20 protein-coding genes are annotated in these 18,602 nt (G+C 36.6%); 6 read left to right on the top strand and 14 right to left on the bottom strand.

All coding sequences use genetic code 11. The annotated features are described in order from the left end of the window. Positions 1-173 precede the first annotated feature (173 nt). Both IR022_RS01295 and IR022_RS01290 read left to right on the top strand, forming a co-directional pair. Entirely contained in the window at positions 174-566 is a 393-nt protein-coding gene (locus IR022_RS01295; RefSeq protein ID WP_050710201.1) for a hypothetical protein, read from the top strand. 186 nt (positions 567-752) lie between these two features. Further along, positions 753-1,055 carry a hypothetical protein gene (locus IR022_RS01290; RefSeq protein ID WP_050710202.1) on the top strand — a complete coding sequence of 101 codons (303 nt, stop codon included), beginning with the start codon at positions 753-755 and terminating at the stop codon, positions 1,053-1,055. Positions 1,056-1,207: 152 nt separating this feature from the next. Here the strand turns inward: IR022_RS01290 and IR022_RS01285 are convergent, their stop codons facing one another. The 3 genes from IR022_RS01285 to IR022_RS01275 all read right to left on the bottom strand — a co-directional run bounded on the left by IR022_RS01285 (position 1,208) and on the right by IR022_RS01275 (position 5,008). Continuing rightward, positions 1,208-1,711: a hypothetical protein gene (locus IR022_RS01285; RefSeq protein ID WP_194202323.1), complete on the bottom strand. Its 504-nt coding sequence runs from the start codon at positions 1,709-1,711 to the stop codon at positions 1,208-1,210. Positions 1,712-1,952: 241 nt separating this feature from the next. After that, the gene (locus tag IR022_RS01280; RefSeq protein ID WP_194202322.1) at positions 1,953-3,389 is read right to left on the bottom strand and encodes an alpha-L-fucosidase; all 1,437 of its coding nucleotides are present in this window, start codon (positions 3,387-3,389) and stop codon (positions 1,953-1,955) included. A 194-nt stretch (positions 3,390-3,583) separates the two neighbouring features. After that, positions 3,584-5,008, bottom strand: coding sequence for an alpha-L-fucosidase (locus tag IR022_RS01275; RefSeq protein ID WP_194202321.1), 1,425 nt, complete (start codon positions 5,006-5,008; stop codon positions 3,584-3,586). Between the two features lie 271 nt (positions 5,009-5,279). On the opposite strand from IR022_RS01275, the gene IR022_RS01270 reads away from it, so the two are divergent. Beyond that, complete coding sequence (locus IR022_RS01270) at positions 5,280-5,660, top strand: hypothetical protein (protein ID WP_050710206.1); 381 nt, start codon at positions 5,280-5,282, stop codon at positions 5,658-5,660. Positions 5,661-5,840: 180 nt separating this feature from the next. Here the strand turns inward: IR022_RS01270 and IR022_RS01265 are convergent, their stop codons facing one another. The 5 genes from IR022_RS01265 to IR022_RS01245 form a co-directional block, all read right to left on the bottom strand. Then, complete coding sequence (locus tag IR022_RS01265) at positions 5,841-6,326, bottom strand: outer membrane beta-barrel protein (protein ID WP_050710207.1); 486 nt, start codon at positions 6,324-6,326, stop codon at positions 5,841-5,843. Positions 6,327-6,760: 434 nt separating this feature from the next. Then, positions 6,761-7,585, bottom strand: coding sequence for a hypothetical protein (locus IR022_RS01260; RefSeq protein WP_194202320.1), 825 nt, complete (start codon positions 7,583-7,585; stop codon positions 6,761-6,763). A gap of 23 nt (positions 7,586-7,608) precedes the next feature. Beyond that, positions 7,609-9,621: a hypothetical protein gene (locus IR022_RS01255; RefSeq protein ID WP_194202319.1), complete on the bottom strand. Its 2,013-nt coding sequence runs from the start codon at positions 9,619-9,621 to the stop codon at positions 7,609-7,611. Between the two features lie 30 nt (positions 9,622-9,651). After that, positions 9,652-11,898 carry a hypothetical protein gene (locus IR022_RS01250; protein WP_194202318.1) on the bottom strand — a complete coding sequence of 749 codons (2,247 nt, stop codon included), beginning with the start codon at positions 11,896-11,898 and terminating at the stop codon, positions 9,652-9,654. Between the two features lie 176 nt (positions 11,899-12,074). Next, the gene (locus IR022_RS01245; protein ID WP_050710210.1) at positions 12,075-12,521 is read right to left on the bottom strand and encodes a DUF6249 domain-containing protein; all 447 of its coding nucleotides are present in this window, start codon (positions 12,519-12,521) and stop codon (positions 12,075-12,077) included. A 60-nt stretch (positions 12,522-12,581) separates the two neighbouring features. On the opposite strand from IR022_RS01245, the gene IR022_RS01240 reads away from it, so the two are divergent. The 3 genes from IR022_RS01240 to IR022_RS01230 are packed head-to-tail and all read left to right on the top strand — an operon-like array spanning position 12,582 to position 13,880. Then, on the top strand, positions 12,582-13,226 hold the full coding sequence (locus tag IR022_RS01240; protein WP_242047089.1) for an RNA polymerase sigma factor: 645 nt from the start codon (positions 12,582-12,584) through the stop codon (positions 13,224-13,226). After that, positions 13,223-13,621, top strand: coding sequence for a hypothetical protein (locus IR022_RS01235; RefSeq protein ID WP_194202317.1), 399 nt, complete (start codon positions 13,223-13,225; stop codon positions 13,619-13,621). The genes IR022_RS01240 and IR022_RS01235 overlap by 4 nt, the downstream gene beginning before the upstream one ends. After that, a complete protein-coding gene (locus IR022_RS01230) occupies positions 13,569-13,880 on the top strand; it encodes a hypothetical protein (RefSeq protein ID WP_194202316.1) in 312 nt (103 codons plus the stop codon). Before IR022_RS01235 ends, IR022_RS01230 begins: the two co-directional genes overlap by 53 nt. A gap of 28 nt (positions 13,881-13,908) precedes the next feature. On the opposite strand, the gene IR022_RS01225 is transcribed toward IR022_RS01230, so the two are convergent. The 6 genes from IR022_RS01225 to IR022_RS01200 all read right to left on the bottom strand — a co-directional run bounded on the left by IR022_RS01225 (position 13,909) and on the right by IR022_RS01200 (position 18,570). Then, positions 13,909-14,955 carry a macro domain-containing protein gene (locus IR022_RS01225; protein WP_050710212.1) on the bottom strand — a complete coding sequence of 349 codons (1,047 nt, stop codon included), beginning with the start codon at positions 14,953-14,955 and terminating at the stop codon, positions 13,909-13,911. A 3-nt stretch (positions 14,956-14,958) separates the two neighbouring features. After that, the gene (locus IR022_RS01220) at positions 14,959-15,585 is read right to left on the bottom strand and encodes a DUF4433 domain-containing protein (protein WP_050710213.1); all 627 of its coding nucleotides are present in this window, start codon (positions 15,583-15,585) and stop codon (positions 14,959-14,961) included. Between the two features lie 82 nt (positions 15,586-15,667). Further along, positions 15,668-16,312 carry a carbohydrate-binding family 9-like protein gene (locus tag IR022_RS01215; RefSeq protein ID WP_194202315.1) on the bottom strand — a complete coding sequence of 215 codons (645 nt, stop codon included), beginning with the start codon at positions 16,310-16,312 and terminating at the stop codon, positions 15,668-15,670. Positions 16,313-16,403: 91 nt separating this feature from the next. After that, entirely contained in the window at positions 16,404-17,507 is a 1,104-nt protein-coding gene (locus IR022_RS01210; RefSeq protein WP_194202314.1) for a phosphotransferase enzyme family protein, read from the bottom strand. 80 nt (positions 17,508-17,587) lie between these two features. Further along, positions 17,588-18,025, bottom strand: a complete 438-nt coding sequence (locus IR022_RS01205) for a hypothetical protein (protein WP_194202313.1) — start codon at positions 18,023-18,025, stop codon at positions 17,588-17,590. After that, positions 18,022-18,570: a hypothetical protein gene (locus tag IR022_RS01200; protein WP_194202312.1), complete on the bottom strand. Its 549-nt coding sequence runs from the start codon at positions 18,568-18,570 to the stop codon at positions 18,022-18,024. Before IR022_RS01200 ends, IR022_RS01205 begins: the two co-directional genes overlap by 4 nt. Between the last annotated feature and the right edge of the window lie 32 nt (positions 18,571-18,602).

Below are 18,602 nucleotides of genomic sequence, written 5' to 3'. Positions count from 1 at the left end.
TAAACCTCCAAAATGGGGTAATAACCCCATAACTGCCCACTTTTCTCACATTTAACTCTTATTCTCAGCTATTTCTCTAAAAAGTGAACTTTTTCCTGAACTTTTATTTTCGAGTTGTGTTTATAACTTAAACAATAAGTTATCGTATATTTTAAATAAAAGAATTGAAGAAAATGAAAAAGATTTATGTATTAGCAATTGCATTGGCAACAACATTATCATTCGTTGCTTGTGACGGAGCTAAAAAAGATGCTGACAAAGCAGGCGCTGATGTTGAAAACTCACTAGAATCGGCAGGAAATACTATCCAAACGAAAGCTGACAGTTTGAGAGATGCAACTGATGCATCGATAAACAAAGCGGGTGAAAAAATAGAAGAAGGCACTGAGCAAGCTAAAGATAAAGCTGGCAACATCATAGACAAAGCTAAAGATGAAACCGGAAAAGCTGTTGACAAAACTAAAGAAGCAGTTAAAGACGGTGCTGACAAAACAAAAGAAGCTGTAAAAGATGCTAAGAAAGATGTAAAAAAAGAAGCATCTAAATTAGAAAACAAATTGAAATAAAGTTCTCTAACACTTCAAGATAGAATAAAAGCCTTCGAGGAATTATCCTTTAAGGCTTTTATTTTTTACGGTCTATTGTTAAAATTCTTTGTAAACAATTGCGGCAAATGCGTTGTTTATATAAGAAATGAGTATATTTGAATTTAGTAAACCGATTAGTATTAACACGATAAAAGAATAAAAACTATGAGGAATTTTTTATTAGGATTAGTTATAGGTGCAGGCGCTGTATATGTTGCAGCTAAACTAATAGACGACGAGAAAAGAAAAGAATTGTACGACGAGTTTGAAAAAGCTACTGACGAAGCTAAAGAAAAAGTTAGACATGGTGTCAGATATGGTAGAGGAAAAGCTCTACGCATGGGTGTACGTGCAAGACAAGAGGTAAGAACTGGCAAAAAGAAATTGAGCCAAGCTGCAGGTGATATTGCAGGCAAACTATCGGATGAATTAAGTGAGTTTGAAGAAAAAGCAAGAGCCAATTCTTAAAACTCGGTAATACTACAGATACAGAAAAAATGCAAGACGGGAAATCCATCTTGCATTTTCTGCATAACACAATCTATTTACTTCAATACACCTACTATGATACTATCTATATTAATTGGGTGCTCTTCATCAAACACCATTGTTATTATCTATTAGCGTGGCATCGCACCTTGATAAAAAAGGTATTCGCGCACAGCAGACAGCGGTATGGAATCACTAACGCTACATGACAACGATCGATAATACTTTGCCTGATTGCCCGCAACTGTGAGACCAAACATGGTATCCTGATTTATAACGAGCTGTCTTTTGGTGGTTTGTTTCTTATTCAGAAATAATATTCTACGGCGTCCTTCGCCTTGCATTTCCTGTTTCGCAAGAATAGGAACTTCGGTCATATAGTCACGGCTATCAGTATACAAGTTTATTTGATACCTATATTCATAAACCGGATATCTTTTATTTATCTCGATCATAGGATCGGAAGAGTGAGTGACCATGAATGATGAGTTATCCACATAATAGCCCTCAACAGCTATATAGGCATTTCCTTTCATCAACGATAAGAGATCTGTTAAACTTTGCTGATGTTTCTCCTGACAAAAAGCACTCAAACCAAATAAACAAAAGAGTGCTACAAATAATACTTTACGCATGATTTTCCTTGATTAAATATGTAAACGGTTAAATAATATCTATGAATAAGTTAGTTAGGGTGTTTGATTTTCATTTTATTATTTAGTAGATAGAGTAAAAATAGAGAAAGATTCCATAAATTATTCACAAAACTGATCAAATTTTACACAATTTAACTCTAAAAGGAGAGAAAATCATTATAAAAAAATGAGCCTCCACACGGAGGCTCATTTAACTTATAGATAATATTTATTTTAACGATTACTTCACAGATGGAGCAAAAGCAAATGCCAATGCGGCTTGATCGGCAGGTAATCCCTTAGGAACCGACACTTCTATACCCTTAGCTGTTTTTTTCCAGCTCACAGGTTTACCTGTTTCTAAAAATATTACTTTAGATCCCTTTACAGGCTCATTTGCACTCCATACAATTGTTTTAGGTAGAGGTTTGCCTTCTTCTAAGCAAGCAATGGCATATATTGTCTTACCATCTTTACTTTGCGTAAACCAAGTAGACTCGTCACGATAATTGGGAGTTATGCGTGTATTATAAATAGCTTCGCCATTCTTAGTAGTCCAAGCACCTATCTTCACCAAACGTTGAGAAACCTCATCAGGAAGCGTACCATCAGGTTTGGGTCCTATTCCCAGCAAAAGGTTTCCGCCTTTGGCAACAATCTCTACCAATGTATGAATAACCTTTGCAGGTGTTTTATACTGATCGGTAGGAGTATAACCCCAATCCCAACCTAAAGTAATACAACTTTCCCATGGGTTATTGAGCTGCATATCTGGAATACCACGTTCGGGAGTCTGATAATTCTCAAATTCTCCGGGAACAGTACGATCTACAACCAACAAACCGGGTTGATAACTGCGAGCCATAGCCGCAATCTTAGGCATATCTATATCCTGCGATCCTTTGTATGCACGTCCTTGACGTTCGGCATCCGATGGACGAGCGGGACGTACCCAACCTCCATCGAGCCAAAGAATATCAATATTTCCGTAATCGCCATTCATCAATTCCTGAATCTGGTTATACGAGAACTCTTTAAACTTATTCCAACGCCATTTATTATTCTCTATATTGTAATTAACGTTTCTGGTTGGTGTAGCATATCTGTCCCACCAATAATATTGGCAATGCCAGTCGGGCTTAGAATAATATGCACCAATCATATAACCCTCGTTACGAAATGCATTGAATACTTCTTTTGCTACATTGCGACGAGGATCGTTCTTGAAAGCACCATTGGCTATCGAAAAATCGGTCTGTTTAGTATCAAACATATTGAACCCATCGTGATGCTTAGTTGTAAACACGGCATACTTCATCCCTGCTTGTTTACCATATTTTGCCCACGAAGCCGGATCGAGTTTATCTGGTTTAAACTCATTTATAGTATTCCAGTACTTGCGTTTGTAAGCATCATAAGTAATGGTACTATCACGAGGAATCCAATCTTCTTCCTCAGCACATATCGACCACGATTCTACAATTCCCATCTGAGAATACAAACCGTAATGAATAAGCATACCAAATTTTTGATCTTGCCACTTGTCCAATTTCTCAAGGACTTTTTCGTCAGTAGGAGCCGTATAAGTCTCCGATCTGCCATGAGCATACGTCTGGGCAGATGCCGTTGATACCGTCAGTGCCGACAGTAAGAAGAGCGATAATACTTTGTTTTTCATCAATAGAGTATATTATACTTATTATATAGTGATTATTAGTTTCGAGAGGATATACAACAAAAATAACGATATATATCTTTTAGCACAAGTCCTAAACCCTAAGCAGACTATTATCAATCAATGTATTTAGAACATATACAGTCTCTTATCAAAAATAAATAGAATTATTATTTTACAACATCTATGTATACCTATTATATAGGAGTAACGGCAAATGCTAATGCCGGCTGATCGGCAGGCAAACCGCTTGGAACTGATACTTCAATACCTTTAGCAGTCTTTTTCCAGTTCACAGGTTTTCCGGTCTGTACAAATACAACCTTGCTACCCTTTGCCGGTTCGTTTCCCTTCCAAACAATTGTCTTGGGTAAAGCCTTACCCTCTTCCAAACAATGTATAGCATATATCGTTTTACCATCTTTACTTTGGGTAAACCATGTTGTACCGTCATTATATATAGGAGTGATTCGCGTATTATATATTGCCTCTCCATTTTTAGAAGTCCACTCCCCTATTTTACTCAAACTTGTAGCAGCACCTTCGGGCAAAGTTCCATCGGGAGCAGGTCCTACTCCTAATAAAAGATTACCACCTTTAGCCACAATCTCACTCAAAATAGCTATAACCTTGTAAGCACTCTTGTATCTGTCATTTTTCACAAAGCACCATGCACCACCCAAAGTGATACAACTTTCCCAAGGATTGCTCAATTGCTCTTTAGGAATACCATTCTCGGGTGTTTGATAATTTTCGTACTCTCCAGCCACAGTTCTATCAACCACCAACAACCCGGGCTGATAACTGCGAGCCATTGCTGCAATCTTAGGCATATCTATATCTTGCGATCCTTTATAAAAATCGCCTTCGAGACCTTTATCTCCTTTTTTCGATGGACGAACCCATCCACCATCAAGCCACAAAATATCCATACTACCATAATCGCCGTTCATCAATTCCTGAATCTGATTGTAGGTATATTCTTTGAATTTATTCCAACGCCATTTATTTGCATCTAAGTCGTAACTCGGGTTACGATCGGGCGTAGAATATCTGTCCCACCAATAATATTGTGAATGCCAATCGGGTTTAGAATAATATGTACCTATCATAAAGCTCTCGTTCCGAAATGCACCGAAAACTTCTTTGGCAACATTACGTCGCTCATCATTTCTAAAAGGACCTTTAGCAATAGAGAAATCGCTATACTTCGTATCAAACATATTGAAACCATCGTGATGCTTGGTTGTAAATATAGCATATTTCATTCCTGCAAGCTTTCCATACTTCGCCCATGAAGCAGGGTCTAACTTAGTTGGATTAAACTTATCTATAGTTGCCCAATAGCGACGTTTGTACTCATCGTAAGTTACTGTCGAATCGCGATTGATCCACTCCTCGTTACATAATGTCCACGACTCTACAATACCCAATTCGGAATAAAGACCAAAATGAATAAGCATACCAAACTTCTGATCCTGCCATTTATCGAGTTTCTCTAAAACCTTAGAATCTTGCGGATATGTGTAAGTTTCAGACTTTCCATGCACAAACGTTTGTGCTGATGCTGGCAAAAGCACTGACAACGAGAATAAAAAAGGGAGTAAAATTTTGTTTTTCATTTAATTTATAAAAATATTTAAAATTAGAGGTCCAAGATTAGGCATATGTAGCCAAACAAATATACTTATATATATTATTTATTGCAAATAGCCTATTGAAAAACAAACAAATTAATTGATTATAAACAAATTACCCCACAAAACAGAGTGGGTAATTTATTTGTTATATTTTTTTCACAAAATAGTTGATCTTTCTTAGTTTTTTATATTACATTTGCAGTCGAAAAGGTAATTATTCACGGATTTTTGTCAAAAAACAAAAGAAAAAAAAATGAAAAAGATTGTTATGATCGCTTTTGTTGCTGCAGCTACTCTATCGTTTGCTGCTTGTAACACTAAAACTGAAGGTGCTCAAGGTACTGACGCTGATTCAATTAAAGTAGAAACTCCTGCTATCGAAGAAGTTGTTGCTGATACTACAGCTCTAGGTCAATTCGAAGCATTAGTAAACCAAGCTCTTCCTTTAGCTGAAAAAGTACAAAAAGGTGATGCTGCTGCTACTGAAGAATATGCTAAAGTTTCTGCTGAAGTAGCTGCTTTAGGTCAAGAACTTCAAAAAGGTCTTGCATCTATGACTCCTGAGCAAGCTGCTAAATTTGCTGAACTAGGCAAAAAATTCTCTGAAGCTGCTCCAGTTGCTGCTGCTAAATAATATAGCAACCGCTGCTTAGTCATTCAAAAGCGAAGCAAAAAGACAAACCCTTTAGTAATCCTAGAGGGTTTTTATTTTGTCTATTTCTCATAATTTTTATTTATCAAGTAGACAAAAAAATAGCCACTGCATTGCAGTAGCTATTTTTTTATTTCTAAAACCTGAAGTTTTTTTCTTCGATTAGAATTTGAATCCATAACCAAGAGCAACAACCATACAATCAGCATCACCGAAAGTATATTTGATCTCTAAGTTAGCAAAACGATTACCGCCTAATTCATATCCTGCACCAGCTCCTAAGTTGAAACCCCAATCAGTAAAGCCATTAGAGCCTCCTGAACCTGCATTTCCTGAATAACGATTGTTTTGCATAGCAATACCCGCTAATGGATAAACTGATAATTTCTCATCTACATTAAATACATAATGTACGTTCACGTTAATATCAAGTCCTGTAACTTTGTCTTTTGGAAAAAAGAACATAACGTCCGGAGCTAAACGAATGTTTTCGGCGATAACATATCTACCTTGAACACCCAACATGAAACGCTCTGCATTACTTTGATAACCGATATTTCCGATAAGAGATTTCTCGCCTTTTTCACTTTGAGCAAATGCACCTAATGTACTGGCTACAAATGCTACTGCTAATAATAGTTTTTTCATAAGAATTCAATATTTTTGTAAAAATTGATACGGCAAAGCTATGTAAAATATGTGAAAAAGCAACACATCCTGATAATAACCGAGTAAATTATATAGCTAAAAATGTTAAAAGAAGCTCAATCTCATTCTGTTAACATCTTAAAAAAATGTTGCATTTGTTTTTTAAACTACCTAAAACCTTAAACTTATGAAGAGAATACTCCTCTTTACAATAATTGCAACACTATTTACAGCATGCGATAATGACGATAACGATAATTGACACACTACTCATAAATTAAAAACCTATTAATAAGACATTTACTTTATGATATACAAAAGCGCCTCCAAAGAGACACTTTTGTAGTATTCATAATTATTAATTGAAGGACTTAGTAAGTAATAAGCAATTCAGATCGGCACAGGACACCAGGCAAATAAAAAATCCTAAAACCTTATACTTTTCTGATCAGCTTTAGCTTTGTTTTGTTTCGACCCGTAGGATCGTAGCCTTCAACAGCAGCTACGTAATATAGGTCTCCGTTCAGTTTTACTAATTTAGTGCCATCCATCTGCTCATACTCATCGGGATTGAGGTAACACTCCACATATGTATAGTTACTATCATCGGTAGCAATAATACTAAAGTAAGTATTTAATATAGAATTGGGATTATCATAATAATCGAGATTCAGAACATCTTGTTTATTTAATGTATTCTCTAACTGGGGCAGCATCAATTCTATTTTCTTATCGGTATTCTCCCATACTATACCTACATTATCAGGAGTATCGTTCTTATACCAAAAACGTTGTGAATAATTAGTATAAAGTTTCTTCATCATTTCCTTATCATCCTTACCATCATCTGTTGCCCAAATCTCCTTGTGGCTGATTACGGGAAGCTTTAAAGGTACAGTACTAGTGCGGGTTACAATATTTCCTTCGGCATTCTTTACCTTTGTTTCAATCACACGCGTTATATCTTTAAACCAATTATAGGAAAAGTTTGACGTTTGAGTAACCACTTGTCCATCGATATTCCCAGTGATAAAACTTCCTCCTCCATCTTTATTACCCTCCGATTTAACGTAGCCTTCTTCGTCCTTATTTATTTTAAAACCGAGTTGAAATTCAGAAGGCAATCCCAATGGTTGATTGGTTCTTTGTGCAATGCTTGCTTTTCCATCCAAATCAATCACAGAGGCTGCAGATGCAGTCGATCGGGTTTGTTTTACATTCAGTTCAAACTTACCATCTTTGGGCTGCGTCAATTCCAAATTAAAGGCTTTACAAAAATTATCTAACCACTTAACCACTCATCGATCTTTTGTTCTGATGGCAGAAATTTGACCAGATTTATTATATCTGTTTTAAAGTCTGAAGACTCGTCCCATTTCATCGAAAATGTACCCATGCCATCAGAATTGACAGTTACCCATTCTTTATTTGCTTTATAAGGCTCTATCTCAAGAACAAACGACACTTCATGCTTTATATAAGCTCCTTTTGCTTTATGACTAGGTCCCTGCCGCCATACACCTACATCTGTCACATCAACAAGTGCTATACGTTCGCCTTTCTCAAGCCATATAACCGAATGTATAATACCATCTCCATTGGAGTCATCTTGTTTCTTTATATAATTATCAGGCGAATCTAACTCAATCTTAAATTTGTTACTGATTTCATACCCAAATTCTTTGATTGTTTCCTCTCCTATCTCTTCTTCAGACTCATCTTCTTCTGTCTTCAAAATACCATACCTCCAATACCCCGGCGATTTAATAGCATTATAAGTCAGTGTATCAATTGTTTTGTCCCAACTTAATCCTCCCTTCGCTGACAAGAGACTACAATATGAATTATTCTTGTCAACGGGATTAACTGACTCCTCAAAATCAGCTTTACCCCAACGAAAACCTGATATAATATTAGGGTTTTGGCATGGGTCTACAAATAGAATTGAATCAGGTTTGGCTTGAGGAAAATATTTAGGAGAAGTTTCAAAAAGAGGAAAATTATAGTCTTTATCCTTTTGACCTGTTTTATTCATTATCTGATTTTGATTATCTTTATAAAACAATCCGTCAATCACCGATTTATCTATTTCAAAAGCACCTTTTCCTCTATTACGAAGTAATTTTAGTTCATACCTGGATGAATTTAATTTATTATTAGCATTATGCGAATTTTCATATGCAAATCGAAGCCCTAAATCTCTATTTGAACTTCCCTTATGCTGACTATCTGCTGAGGCAACTACTTTCATTGTAGCTGAAAAAACAATTTTATACAAACCACTTACAGGAATTACGATATGAGTATTTTTAATAATCGAGTTATCTTCCTTCTTAATCTCTGATTGTGAAATATTATTCCCCGTATCTTTTTCTATTTTTATTACCGAATTCTTAGCATTGAATAAATTTACAGCAACATGTTCATAATCACCTTGTGTCTCAAAAAATTCAGTTTCAAGACTAGAACGTAAGACTTCCTTATTGTCATTTTTTATATTCGTCCATTCCCCACTTATTTTCATTTTCCCCAAGTGCCCCCAATTCCATTCCTGCTGATAAGTTGTCGGGTTTTGATACGACATATATAGATTCTTCAGACGATCATCTTCAAAAGCACGACCTCCTATATTAGAAGAATCATTTGTATTATTTTTGAATATCCTCTTGATTGTTTCAAGACAATTGATAGATGGAGGAAAATCTTCAATACCTAAGCGCACGTATTTATCCCAGATCGTTTTTCCTGAAACCGTACCTTTATCATCCGACTCCACTTTGGGTAATAAGCCATACAACGGAAGAGGAAAAATACAATCGGGAATATCCTTATCAGTGTTATACTTATTCAGCATTTCAACCATACTTAATGGGTTATCGGGATTGGAGGGATCGCTAACATCCAATTCCCAAACACCTTCTATCTCGCTCATTTTCTTTTCTCCAAAAATTTCCTTTATGGTTTTCTTGGCAGGAACTACCAGATTTCCCTTATAATTTCCATCAGAATCTATTTCACTGAGTTTAAATCGACCACCGAATATCCGAATACTATCAACATAAAGCTGTGCTGTATAATTGTGATTAAATTTGTTCTTAACCTCTTCTACATTAGCATATCCAAAGATGGCATCATTAGATGATGTAGCAGGAATGCTGATCGAATAACTGTATTGTGCATCTTTCGTAGTAATTTCGGCAGGATTGATAAGTACTCTATTGAGGCGCACACCCAACTTGTCGGGACTTTGTATATCGCAAAGTTTCTTATCTATGTAAAGTTCTATATTAGTCATAATGTATTTGTTTTTCTTTTGGCAACAACCTTACTTTATCTGAGTATTATATGTGTCTGTATAGTGATATTTCATTTCTACCTGATACAAATCGTCAGTTGTATTGTATTTGAGAGTCATATCATCTACTATTATGTAGCGTTTCGTTTTAAGCTCGTATACAGCACGTGAAGCACTCATTTCGCGCAGCCAATCTACAATATCGCTCGTAATGGGTGAAGTTTGTACCACTTTCTGTTCTTGCACACTTTTCATAGCTACCGATTCTATTTCGGTTCGAAGATTAGGATCGGGCTGTAATGTTTTATAGATAGTTGATCCTGCGGTTTTAAATTCGGAAGAGAAGCCTCCACCGAAATTCATTGTATCCCATCCTCCCAATCGATTGAGAAAAGCAAAGTCGTTGACCTCATTGATATCCTCCGGTAGAATACGGAACGAAAGCGGCGTTGATATAATCACTTCGGATTCGTTTAAGCCTAAAAATGTACTTTTGTGCCATCTGCATAAATAAACATCTATACGCCCCACTGTCTTACCGTTATATATGGGCAAAAACTGATCGAGTTGAAGCAAGCCCGTATTCACTTGGCTAAAATTACTTTCTTCTTGACCTTTAGATGTATATTCCCCTATAAATCCACCCATTTGAGTATACAGTTTATAACGTAATCCTAAGGACGGAACCAAATTGTCTGCTCCTCCAACCCTCAAAGTAGTTCGCTGATAATTATGTATGAAATTGAAATATTGCTTCTGCCCTTTAATATGTGTACGAATGAACCTATTTGTCAACGGTTTTATTTTCGTAAACTCCCTCATATAGAAGTCTTGTGAAAAATCGATGGTGTAAGAGTTACCGGCATCATCCACTCCCAATGTCGAAGGATTCAGAGTATAATCATACCCATTGAGGATATACAAAGGAGAGGAGTAATAAAATGGCTGATTAATTTTTCCGTCAGTACGTTTGGCTATAAACCGATAATTGGTCATCGTTTCAGCATTGCTCCAAAGTTGAAACTCTTCATCTTCAGGCTCGAGTTCCAATTCGGAAAGAAAAGTAGGCGAATAGTTTACCTTCTTACTCAACAATGTACTTAAGTCGAACCATAATGGTTTTCCGAAATAAGACTTTGAAAGCGTAGTTAAGTATTTTCCCATATAGTTTAAAGAATCTTTACTGCCAGGTAGAACCTCATGATCAGTATATACATCCAATTCAATCTGGTACTCTCCAGTTCCATAATCGATAGTATCAGAAGACGAAGAAACACTTACTGAAGATGTTATAAAAGAGTGCTCATCTTCGGGAAGTTTACTGAACAAACCAAAATCTGAGCTAAATGATATTTCATAAGGAAAAAATGCCTCAGCAAATTCTCCATAAGACAACTCTATATACCCCTTTTTAGTATTTAGAACAACATTGAAGATCTGAAAAAATGGAAAATAATTTGAAAGAAAAACAGCTAGGCTTGCTAGCGTCTTTTTGTTGCATTCATCCCAAGACAAACCTGTTTCTTGCGGTCTATATACCACTATAACCTTTTTTTGATCAACCTTTTCATCAAAAAAAGCACCTTTCAAAGTTGGGGAAACAATAGTTCCTGTTATAGGGAGGGTATAAAAGTAACTTACAATATCAAGCTCTATCATCTCATCAGTAAAACCCGTAATATCTACTCTTATTATATGATCTGGAACCTTGCCTGAAACGTGCCTTTTTCCATGCTCTATAGAAAAGTCATAAAGGCTGCCTGTTCCTTTAGATAAGATTTCTATCTGATGCCCAGGTTTTACAACATTCTCATTAACTTCAAGATCGAATATAGTAATCTCAAAATTATTCTTTAAAAACGGATTTTGCATGAAGCACTCTTTGAGGTTTGATGCTGTAATAGCTAATGCCTCATCTTTAGATAAAACGTTTCCATCCAACATCTCGCCCTCTCGTGCAACATAAAAAGTTTTACTATCTACTTTAATACGATCATAAGTTCCTTGAAAAGAATAGGTATCGATCGAAGCATTACTTCCCGTTATCTCCAGATATAATAATTCTTGCGCTAAAATTTCCAATTTATCAATAGCAGTCTGCGAGCCATCAAAGTCTGCTCCAAAAGCCGTTTCTTTAATTTCGATCACAGCCCTCATTTTTTGATCTCTGTCCTTATTTCCTTTACTGCTGAACACTACAAAGTTCGGATTATTAGCCAGAGTTATCGAATTGGGCTCAACTACCGAAGCGATCTCTTTATTAGAATAATATGCCATGCTCTATCTTTTATTTGATAGATAAAAAAGGGCAAAGTCACAGCTTTTTCTTACTAAATAGAGTAGTATAGAACCACTAAGCAATTACATATCAAAAAAAAGGAGCATCCCTAAAAAGAGACACTCCCTGTAACAGTGAATATAGGTCTAAGACCTCTAAAACAGAAAACCACATATCAATCCTTATGCAGCTTTTCTTTCTTTTGTTCTACCAAATAAGCTATCAGCAAGCCCAATCCACCGAAAAGAGAAACACTTGCCAAATAAATGATTGCAACCGAATCTTTGATATTATCTCTTACGGCATAATCATAGCTTGCAAATTCGGGACTTAAAGAATTTGTCAAAGCCAATTCGAGAAAGAAAGCTACCAGTAAACCCAAGCCTACACCCACCAATAACAGACTGGCTCTAAGAGGCCAAGAGGAAGACAGTTTTACTTGTGGCTGTCCGCCTAATATGGGTAAGCTAAACTTATTGGCAAAGACCGACGGATCGACATTGCTTTGCAGCTTTTCGATAATAGCCATTCTTTCGTTGCGGCGAACAAACAACTCAAACAAACGGTATATACCTAAGGTAATAATACCGATAATACAAATGGGAACTAATACTTGTTGCATATCTTATACTTTTAAATTCGTTAAACATTTTCTTGTTTGCTTATTTTGACGCAGCATATAATGAAAGGTTACAAAAATAGTAGAATTATTTTTTCTGAAAATTTTCTGATTACATTTGTAACCTATGTGACACTGATACGTCATACAAGCATGACAAGTTTTGATGACATATATTATGTCCGTTTAATCAAGGATGGTGATACAAATGCCTTTGTTCATATTGTACGCCGATATCAGAGAATGGTATTTACCATTGTCAGCAAAATTGTCACCAATACACAGGATGCGGAAGACATCACTCAGGAGATCTTTATCAAAATATATCAATCACTCAGTAAATTCAGAGGAGATTCAGAGTTTTCAACGTGGCTCTACCGTATAGCCTACAATACAGCGATTACGGAGGTGAGGAAAACCAAACGAGAATTTATATCTTTTGATGATATGGCAGAAAAACTTCCCGATGCTGAGCTATCCGATAATCTGGATGAGTTGCATACCGAAGAAAGGCTTCAATATCTAGACGAGGTATTAAAACGCCTCAACCCAGAGGATGCTTTATTGATTACCCTCTTTTATCTTAACAACCATAGTGTACAAGATATAAGCACGATAAGCAACCTGAGCCAAGCCAATGTAAAAGTAAAGTTACACCGTATACGAAAATTTATGAATTCAGAAATAAATAAACTCATATCAAAATGAAAAAGCAAGAAACAGATCGCCTAAGGAGCTTATTTCAAGATATGGAATTGAGCAACCCTTCTACTAGTTTCGAAGACCGTTTGATGCAACAAATACATCAAGTAGCTTCTGAAGCCAAGACTAAGAATGCACTTAGAAGCAAAATATATACAGCCATTTCAATAGCCGGAGGAATAGCCGCCATAGTAGCTCTGCCAATTATCGTATTTTATTTTACGATGGGAGATACTGCGATGCAATTACCTTCGATGGAGGTAGATTTCAGTATGCCTCATTTTTCGAAGATGGATCTCAATCCGCTAACGGTATTACTACCATTTGTAGTTTTGGCACTCTTGATGGGTGATACACTTATCAGAAAACATCTATCGGACAAGAGACATCACAACACATAATAGCTCAACCCCCAAAGAACTAATACGTCCCGAATCTATAAGCAAAGGCTTTAGGGATGCGGGACTTCACAAATTTGACTTCGGAGTCATAGGAGGTGTTGGTGTAGAATACAATCAATACCTTTTGAATATAAACTATGAGGCTGGTCTATTGAATCTTATGAGTGGTTTATATGACGGAGGTAATCCTTCTTGGAAAGACCAAAACATCACAATATCCGTAGGCTATTTTTTCAAAAATAACACACATTCAATCTAAAAGAGTATCAACACCTTAGAGAGTATAATTAATTCTGGGGTAATGCAAAGAAGCTATCCAGATGAGTATTTGTTAGTGTAATATATTCAGGATTGTCAAAAACAGTACGCTTTTCGGCTTTGTTAGTTGCTAAAGAGGTAATTATACCCTCTTGTGTGTAAATTTTCTCAGTTTGTCTTATGTAATCTATTGTAGATAAAAGTTCCAGAGCAAAAGATGAATAGAATCCTGATAAAAACTCTTTTGTTCTCTTACTTATATCTTTATATACCTTATTGTCTGCTAAGTTCAAATACTCTGTCACGTTTTTCTCGGTAGACATGTGCAAATTTAACTCTTGAAACGGAGTGTCCATTAACGAATTATATTCGCCAATATAACTACCATTGAGGTACTTAAATACATGCTTTACTTTTCCTGAATACGGACCATAATAATCGTTGCAAAAATCGAGTTGAAATTGATCAAAAGCACCAAAGCGTTGCAAGAAATAGACAATCTTTTCTGCCGCAAATTCAGAGATAAATTCTCCCTCCTTCACCATATCAAAAAGTACGTCTAACATCATTGCCCTCGCAGGAGTCAATTTAGCACGTTCCTTATCAAGAACTTGTTTTACCTCTTCATTGGGTTGATATACAACTACCTCGCAATCTACATCCGACAAATATTCTTCTATCAGATCCTTTACTTTACTCCACTGCAAACCACCATTGCCTGCACCTAAGGGAGGAACACTTATCGACTCTAGTCTGCGTTCCTTTATTAGTTTAGTCAATTCAATAAGCCCCAAACGGATATAATTATACTCGGAAGGATTTCTCCAATGATCTTTCGTTGGAAAATTGATGATTATTTTTCGCCCAATTTGAAGATGTTCTTCTTCACAAACCAAAAGTGTACCAATTGTTAAAGTCTTGTTATCACATGCGTTTTTGTAAATTTTGAAATTATTCGGAAAGTACTTCTTAAACTGTAAGGCAATCCCTTTCCCCATTACCCCCACAGTGTTGACAGTGTTAACTATCGCTTGAGATTTACTCTCAAACATGTTTCCGTATACATATTTAATCATATATCAAAAATAATATCCTGGCTCCACTCGTATCTTGTTGTCGTCAATTCCCGATACAAATAGTTTGTCCTTAATACTAGGACTATAAACTACATATTCGGTAATACAAGTAGCGGGAATATCTGCACCGACCAAAAATTCGGCTTCCTTTCTCCTCCTCAAGTCGGTGTTTTCACTTCCCCCCCAGCCGTTGTCTGTTATCGCATCCCAATCCAATAACCCTCTAATCTTGCGAATCCTAGTACTATCATAGAAATTGCTTAATCTACTGAAAGCATGCCCATTGGTAAACCAAAATTCTAATTCGGCATCTATTATCTGCTGTACTGTTGATATGCAGTAAACGATGCGTCTCGGATCAACAATTTCGGTTCCATATCCTTTCTGTATTGCATAGAGCATAGGCATTCTAGGTGCAAAATGAAAAGGAATATAATCAGTCAAAGGACGTCCACTCGGAAGCAGACGTTCTTTGCGTTTATCAATAATAGCATTATTACCTATAGGCACATAATTTTCATTACTGTCCGGAGACGAAATATGCGTTATTCCTTTTTCTGCAATATGCTGAATATTATCAAAATGTGTGACCCTAAACAATGGAGTCTTATCTAATCTTAAACGAGCCAACTTTATTATTATTACTTTGACAGCAAAGATAAATCAATTTTATATAATTATTATCTCTTTAATTCTCAAAATTGAACTCGTTTCATTCAAAATACAATTCACCGAAAAACTGAGGTTGATGGAAACTTGGGCTTGGTGTATCGATAGTTGTCCAGGAAACAAAATGAGGCACAGTAAGCTTATCGCCACATTTAAAGAAATTTCCTTTTACCTTTAAACCATCGAAAGTAGTTATGTTGCTTTTCCAAAAAGCTGAAGAAGGAATAACAAGTGTCAATGTCCAATCGAAACTACCTATCTCCTTCTCTCTATTGGCAGTCCCCAAACTGGGAAGCCTCAAAATAGATTGCATAACCTCCGTATGTGCATGCTCGGCATGTCCTCCAAATACTCTGTAACCCAGCAAAGCTTTGCCAATACAAGTAAACTCGGCATTGTAGTAATGCTTATTGTCGAACGAAATGAACATTTCCACACACGAATCGGTCCACACCTCTCCATTATCGGCCGTTACAGCCGCCAATATTTCGTTTTCTTTGACTCTATATTGCAGCAATATATTGTTGCTATTGTGTGCAATGGTAAAAGCAACATCGGGTTTTGATGGATATGTATCGGGCCAATTAATAGTCTCTATTTTATTTATCGGCAAGCTTGCCATCTGCTTAGCTACCGCCTCTATATCAGACGCATCAATAGATAGCTTTGGTATTTTTATCTTATTCATCTTCAAATATTATAGTCAATAATAATTCAGTAAACCTGTAAAGAGAGTCTCTCTGAAACTGTCTTTACAGGCTACCATTTTAGTTAGATTCTTATTTTCTAAGAGCCGCTAGCTCAGAATTTACAATCTCACACATCTTATCGTAGTTTTCGTCCAACGATTGCAATAGCTTGTATTGACCGCGTGCACGAACCAGATTGTGAGTATCATTCTTCACCTTGTAATAATTATCACCATCAATATAATCCATCAAGAAGCGAAGCACTTGTTCGAAAGTGATATACTTAGCCGAAAATGCCACATTATCTGCTTCAGCAGGAGTTAGAAAACTAACCGTTTCTGCCAGATAGCCTTTAGTATAAGCTTCAAATATATCCATATCAACATATACTTTGCTTAAGTCCTCTTCGTCCTCAAAACCCGCAGCATTAGTATATGAACGGATGGCATCGCCATAATCGTTCAAACAAATACTATTCAATACCGTATCGAGGTCTATTACACAAAGCACCTTTTCGTTCTTGTCGAACAAGATATTGCTGATCTTAGTGTCGTTATGAGTTACACGAGTAGGAAGTTCGCCCGATTCGGCTTTTGCCCAGAATGCAAGCATTTCTTCTCTGCGGCTTTCAATCCATGCCACCTCTTTCTCAACTTTAGCTTTACGTCCTACGGGATCTTTTGCTATTACCTCATCCCATTGTTTGAAACGGAATCGCATATTGTGAAACCCTGGTAGAATATCTGTCAAAGGCTCTTTCATATCCGAAAGCAGGGCTTGGAACTGACCAATACCGCGTCCGCCCTGCTCAGCCAATATAGTAGAATCAGCCTTCTGATAAGTTATCGTGTCTTCTATAAACAGACATGCAGCCCAATACTCGTCCTGCTCATCGTGATAATATAGTTTACCGTCTTTTGTAAGGGTCACAGTAAGAGCTTCACGCATTGGATCGCCGCCTTGAGCTACTATTTTTTTCTTCAGATGTGTAGTTACCTTATGGATGTTCTCCATCATGGCAGGTATATTCTGAAAGATATTTTTGTTTTTGCACTGCAAAATATAATTGGGGCTCGATCCCTCTGTTTCAACGAAAAAGGTATCATTAATGAGACCTTCTCCCAAGGAACGGATTTCTTTAACTGTTCCTTCAAAAGCGAATTTTTCTCCAATAGCAGAAAGGTTTGTCTTCATACGAATAAGATTTAAGTTTTAATTGATTCGAGCCATAAATATACATATTTTTTAAAGATGGACTGATCATATTACTTATCTCAATCGTTAAAAAACACTTCGATTTCCCTAATTATAGCCTCAAACAACTCATCTGCCCACTCATTTTCGAACGATTTTTCTATCTCCTCTTCCAGCATAGCCAAAATAGGTCGGGGAGCCATTCCCTGCTTTCTTATCGTCTCGGCAATAGCATACAAAACATCATTGGTGGCAGGTATTCCCTTGCGTAGTGCCCAGTCTCTTAAGTCCGATATGGGAGGCGCCTCTCCCGAATCTGGCTTCCTGCCATTTTTTATGTAATCAATATAATCATTGAAGATAATTCTAAAAACAGGATTGCCCGAAGTCTCAACCGTACATCTAGCCTCGTCCTTCAATGCACTATTTCTCAATCCGTTTTCGTCTAAAATAAGATGAACAAGCGAAAGAATATCTTCGGCAATACTATTCAGTACCTTTACTATTGCCTCATTCATCGTTTAGAAGTTTTAAGATCAAATACGGGTAGTTTATTTATAAATGTTTCGCAGGTATTGGCAGTTTTCACATCAAAGCTGTTTAAGACTCCCTCTGCTTCGAAGTCTTTCAAAACATCGAATTGTTCTTCAATCAAACACAAGTCCTGCATATTACGTTGAACAAAATCAACCGTAAAACGGCATCCGCAAGCATTGTTATCGTAATAGTTCCGAAGAGTAAGGTATGACCACGTAGGAAGTATAGAAACGGGAACAGCATTGTCGTACTTAATGCGTTCCAAGATATTAAGCCCAATAGAGAAAGCCAGATTTTGCAAGTTGGCAATCTCGCTATCATCCTTCGGCACAAAAAGTATAGAGAAGTTTGCCGTATTCGAAAAAGTATTTGCATTATTGCGACCCGTCAACGGATCTTCGAGCCAGAAAAGCGGATGTGCCTCATTGCCCGACCCTATTTCGTAATTACGATTGTAGTAAAATGAACGGATTGTTTTGTGTTCACGTGCTTGTCGACGAAACATTTCGATAATACTGTTAATCATATAAGTAGTTTTATTGAATAGATAAATCTGAC

Source organism: Dysgonomonas sp. GY617, from assembly GCF_015233815.1.
Classification (GTDB): domain Bacteria; phylum Bacteroidota; class Bacteroidia; order Bacteroidales; family Dysgonomonadaceae; genus Dysgonomonas_A.
Note: the sequence above shows the minus strand (reverse complement) of the source record. Positions and strands in the feature narration are given on the sequence as shown.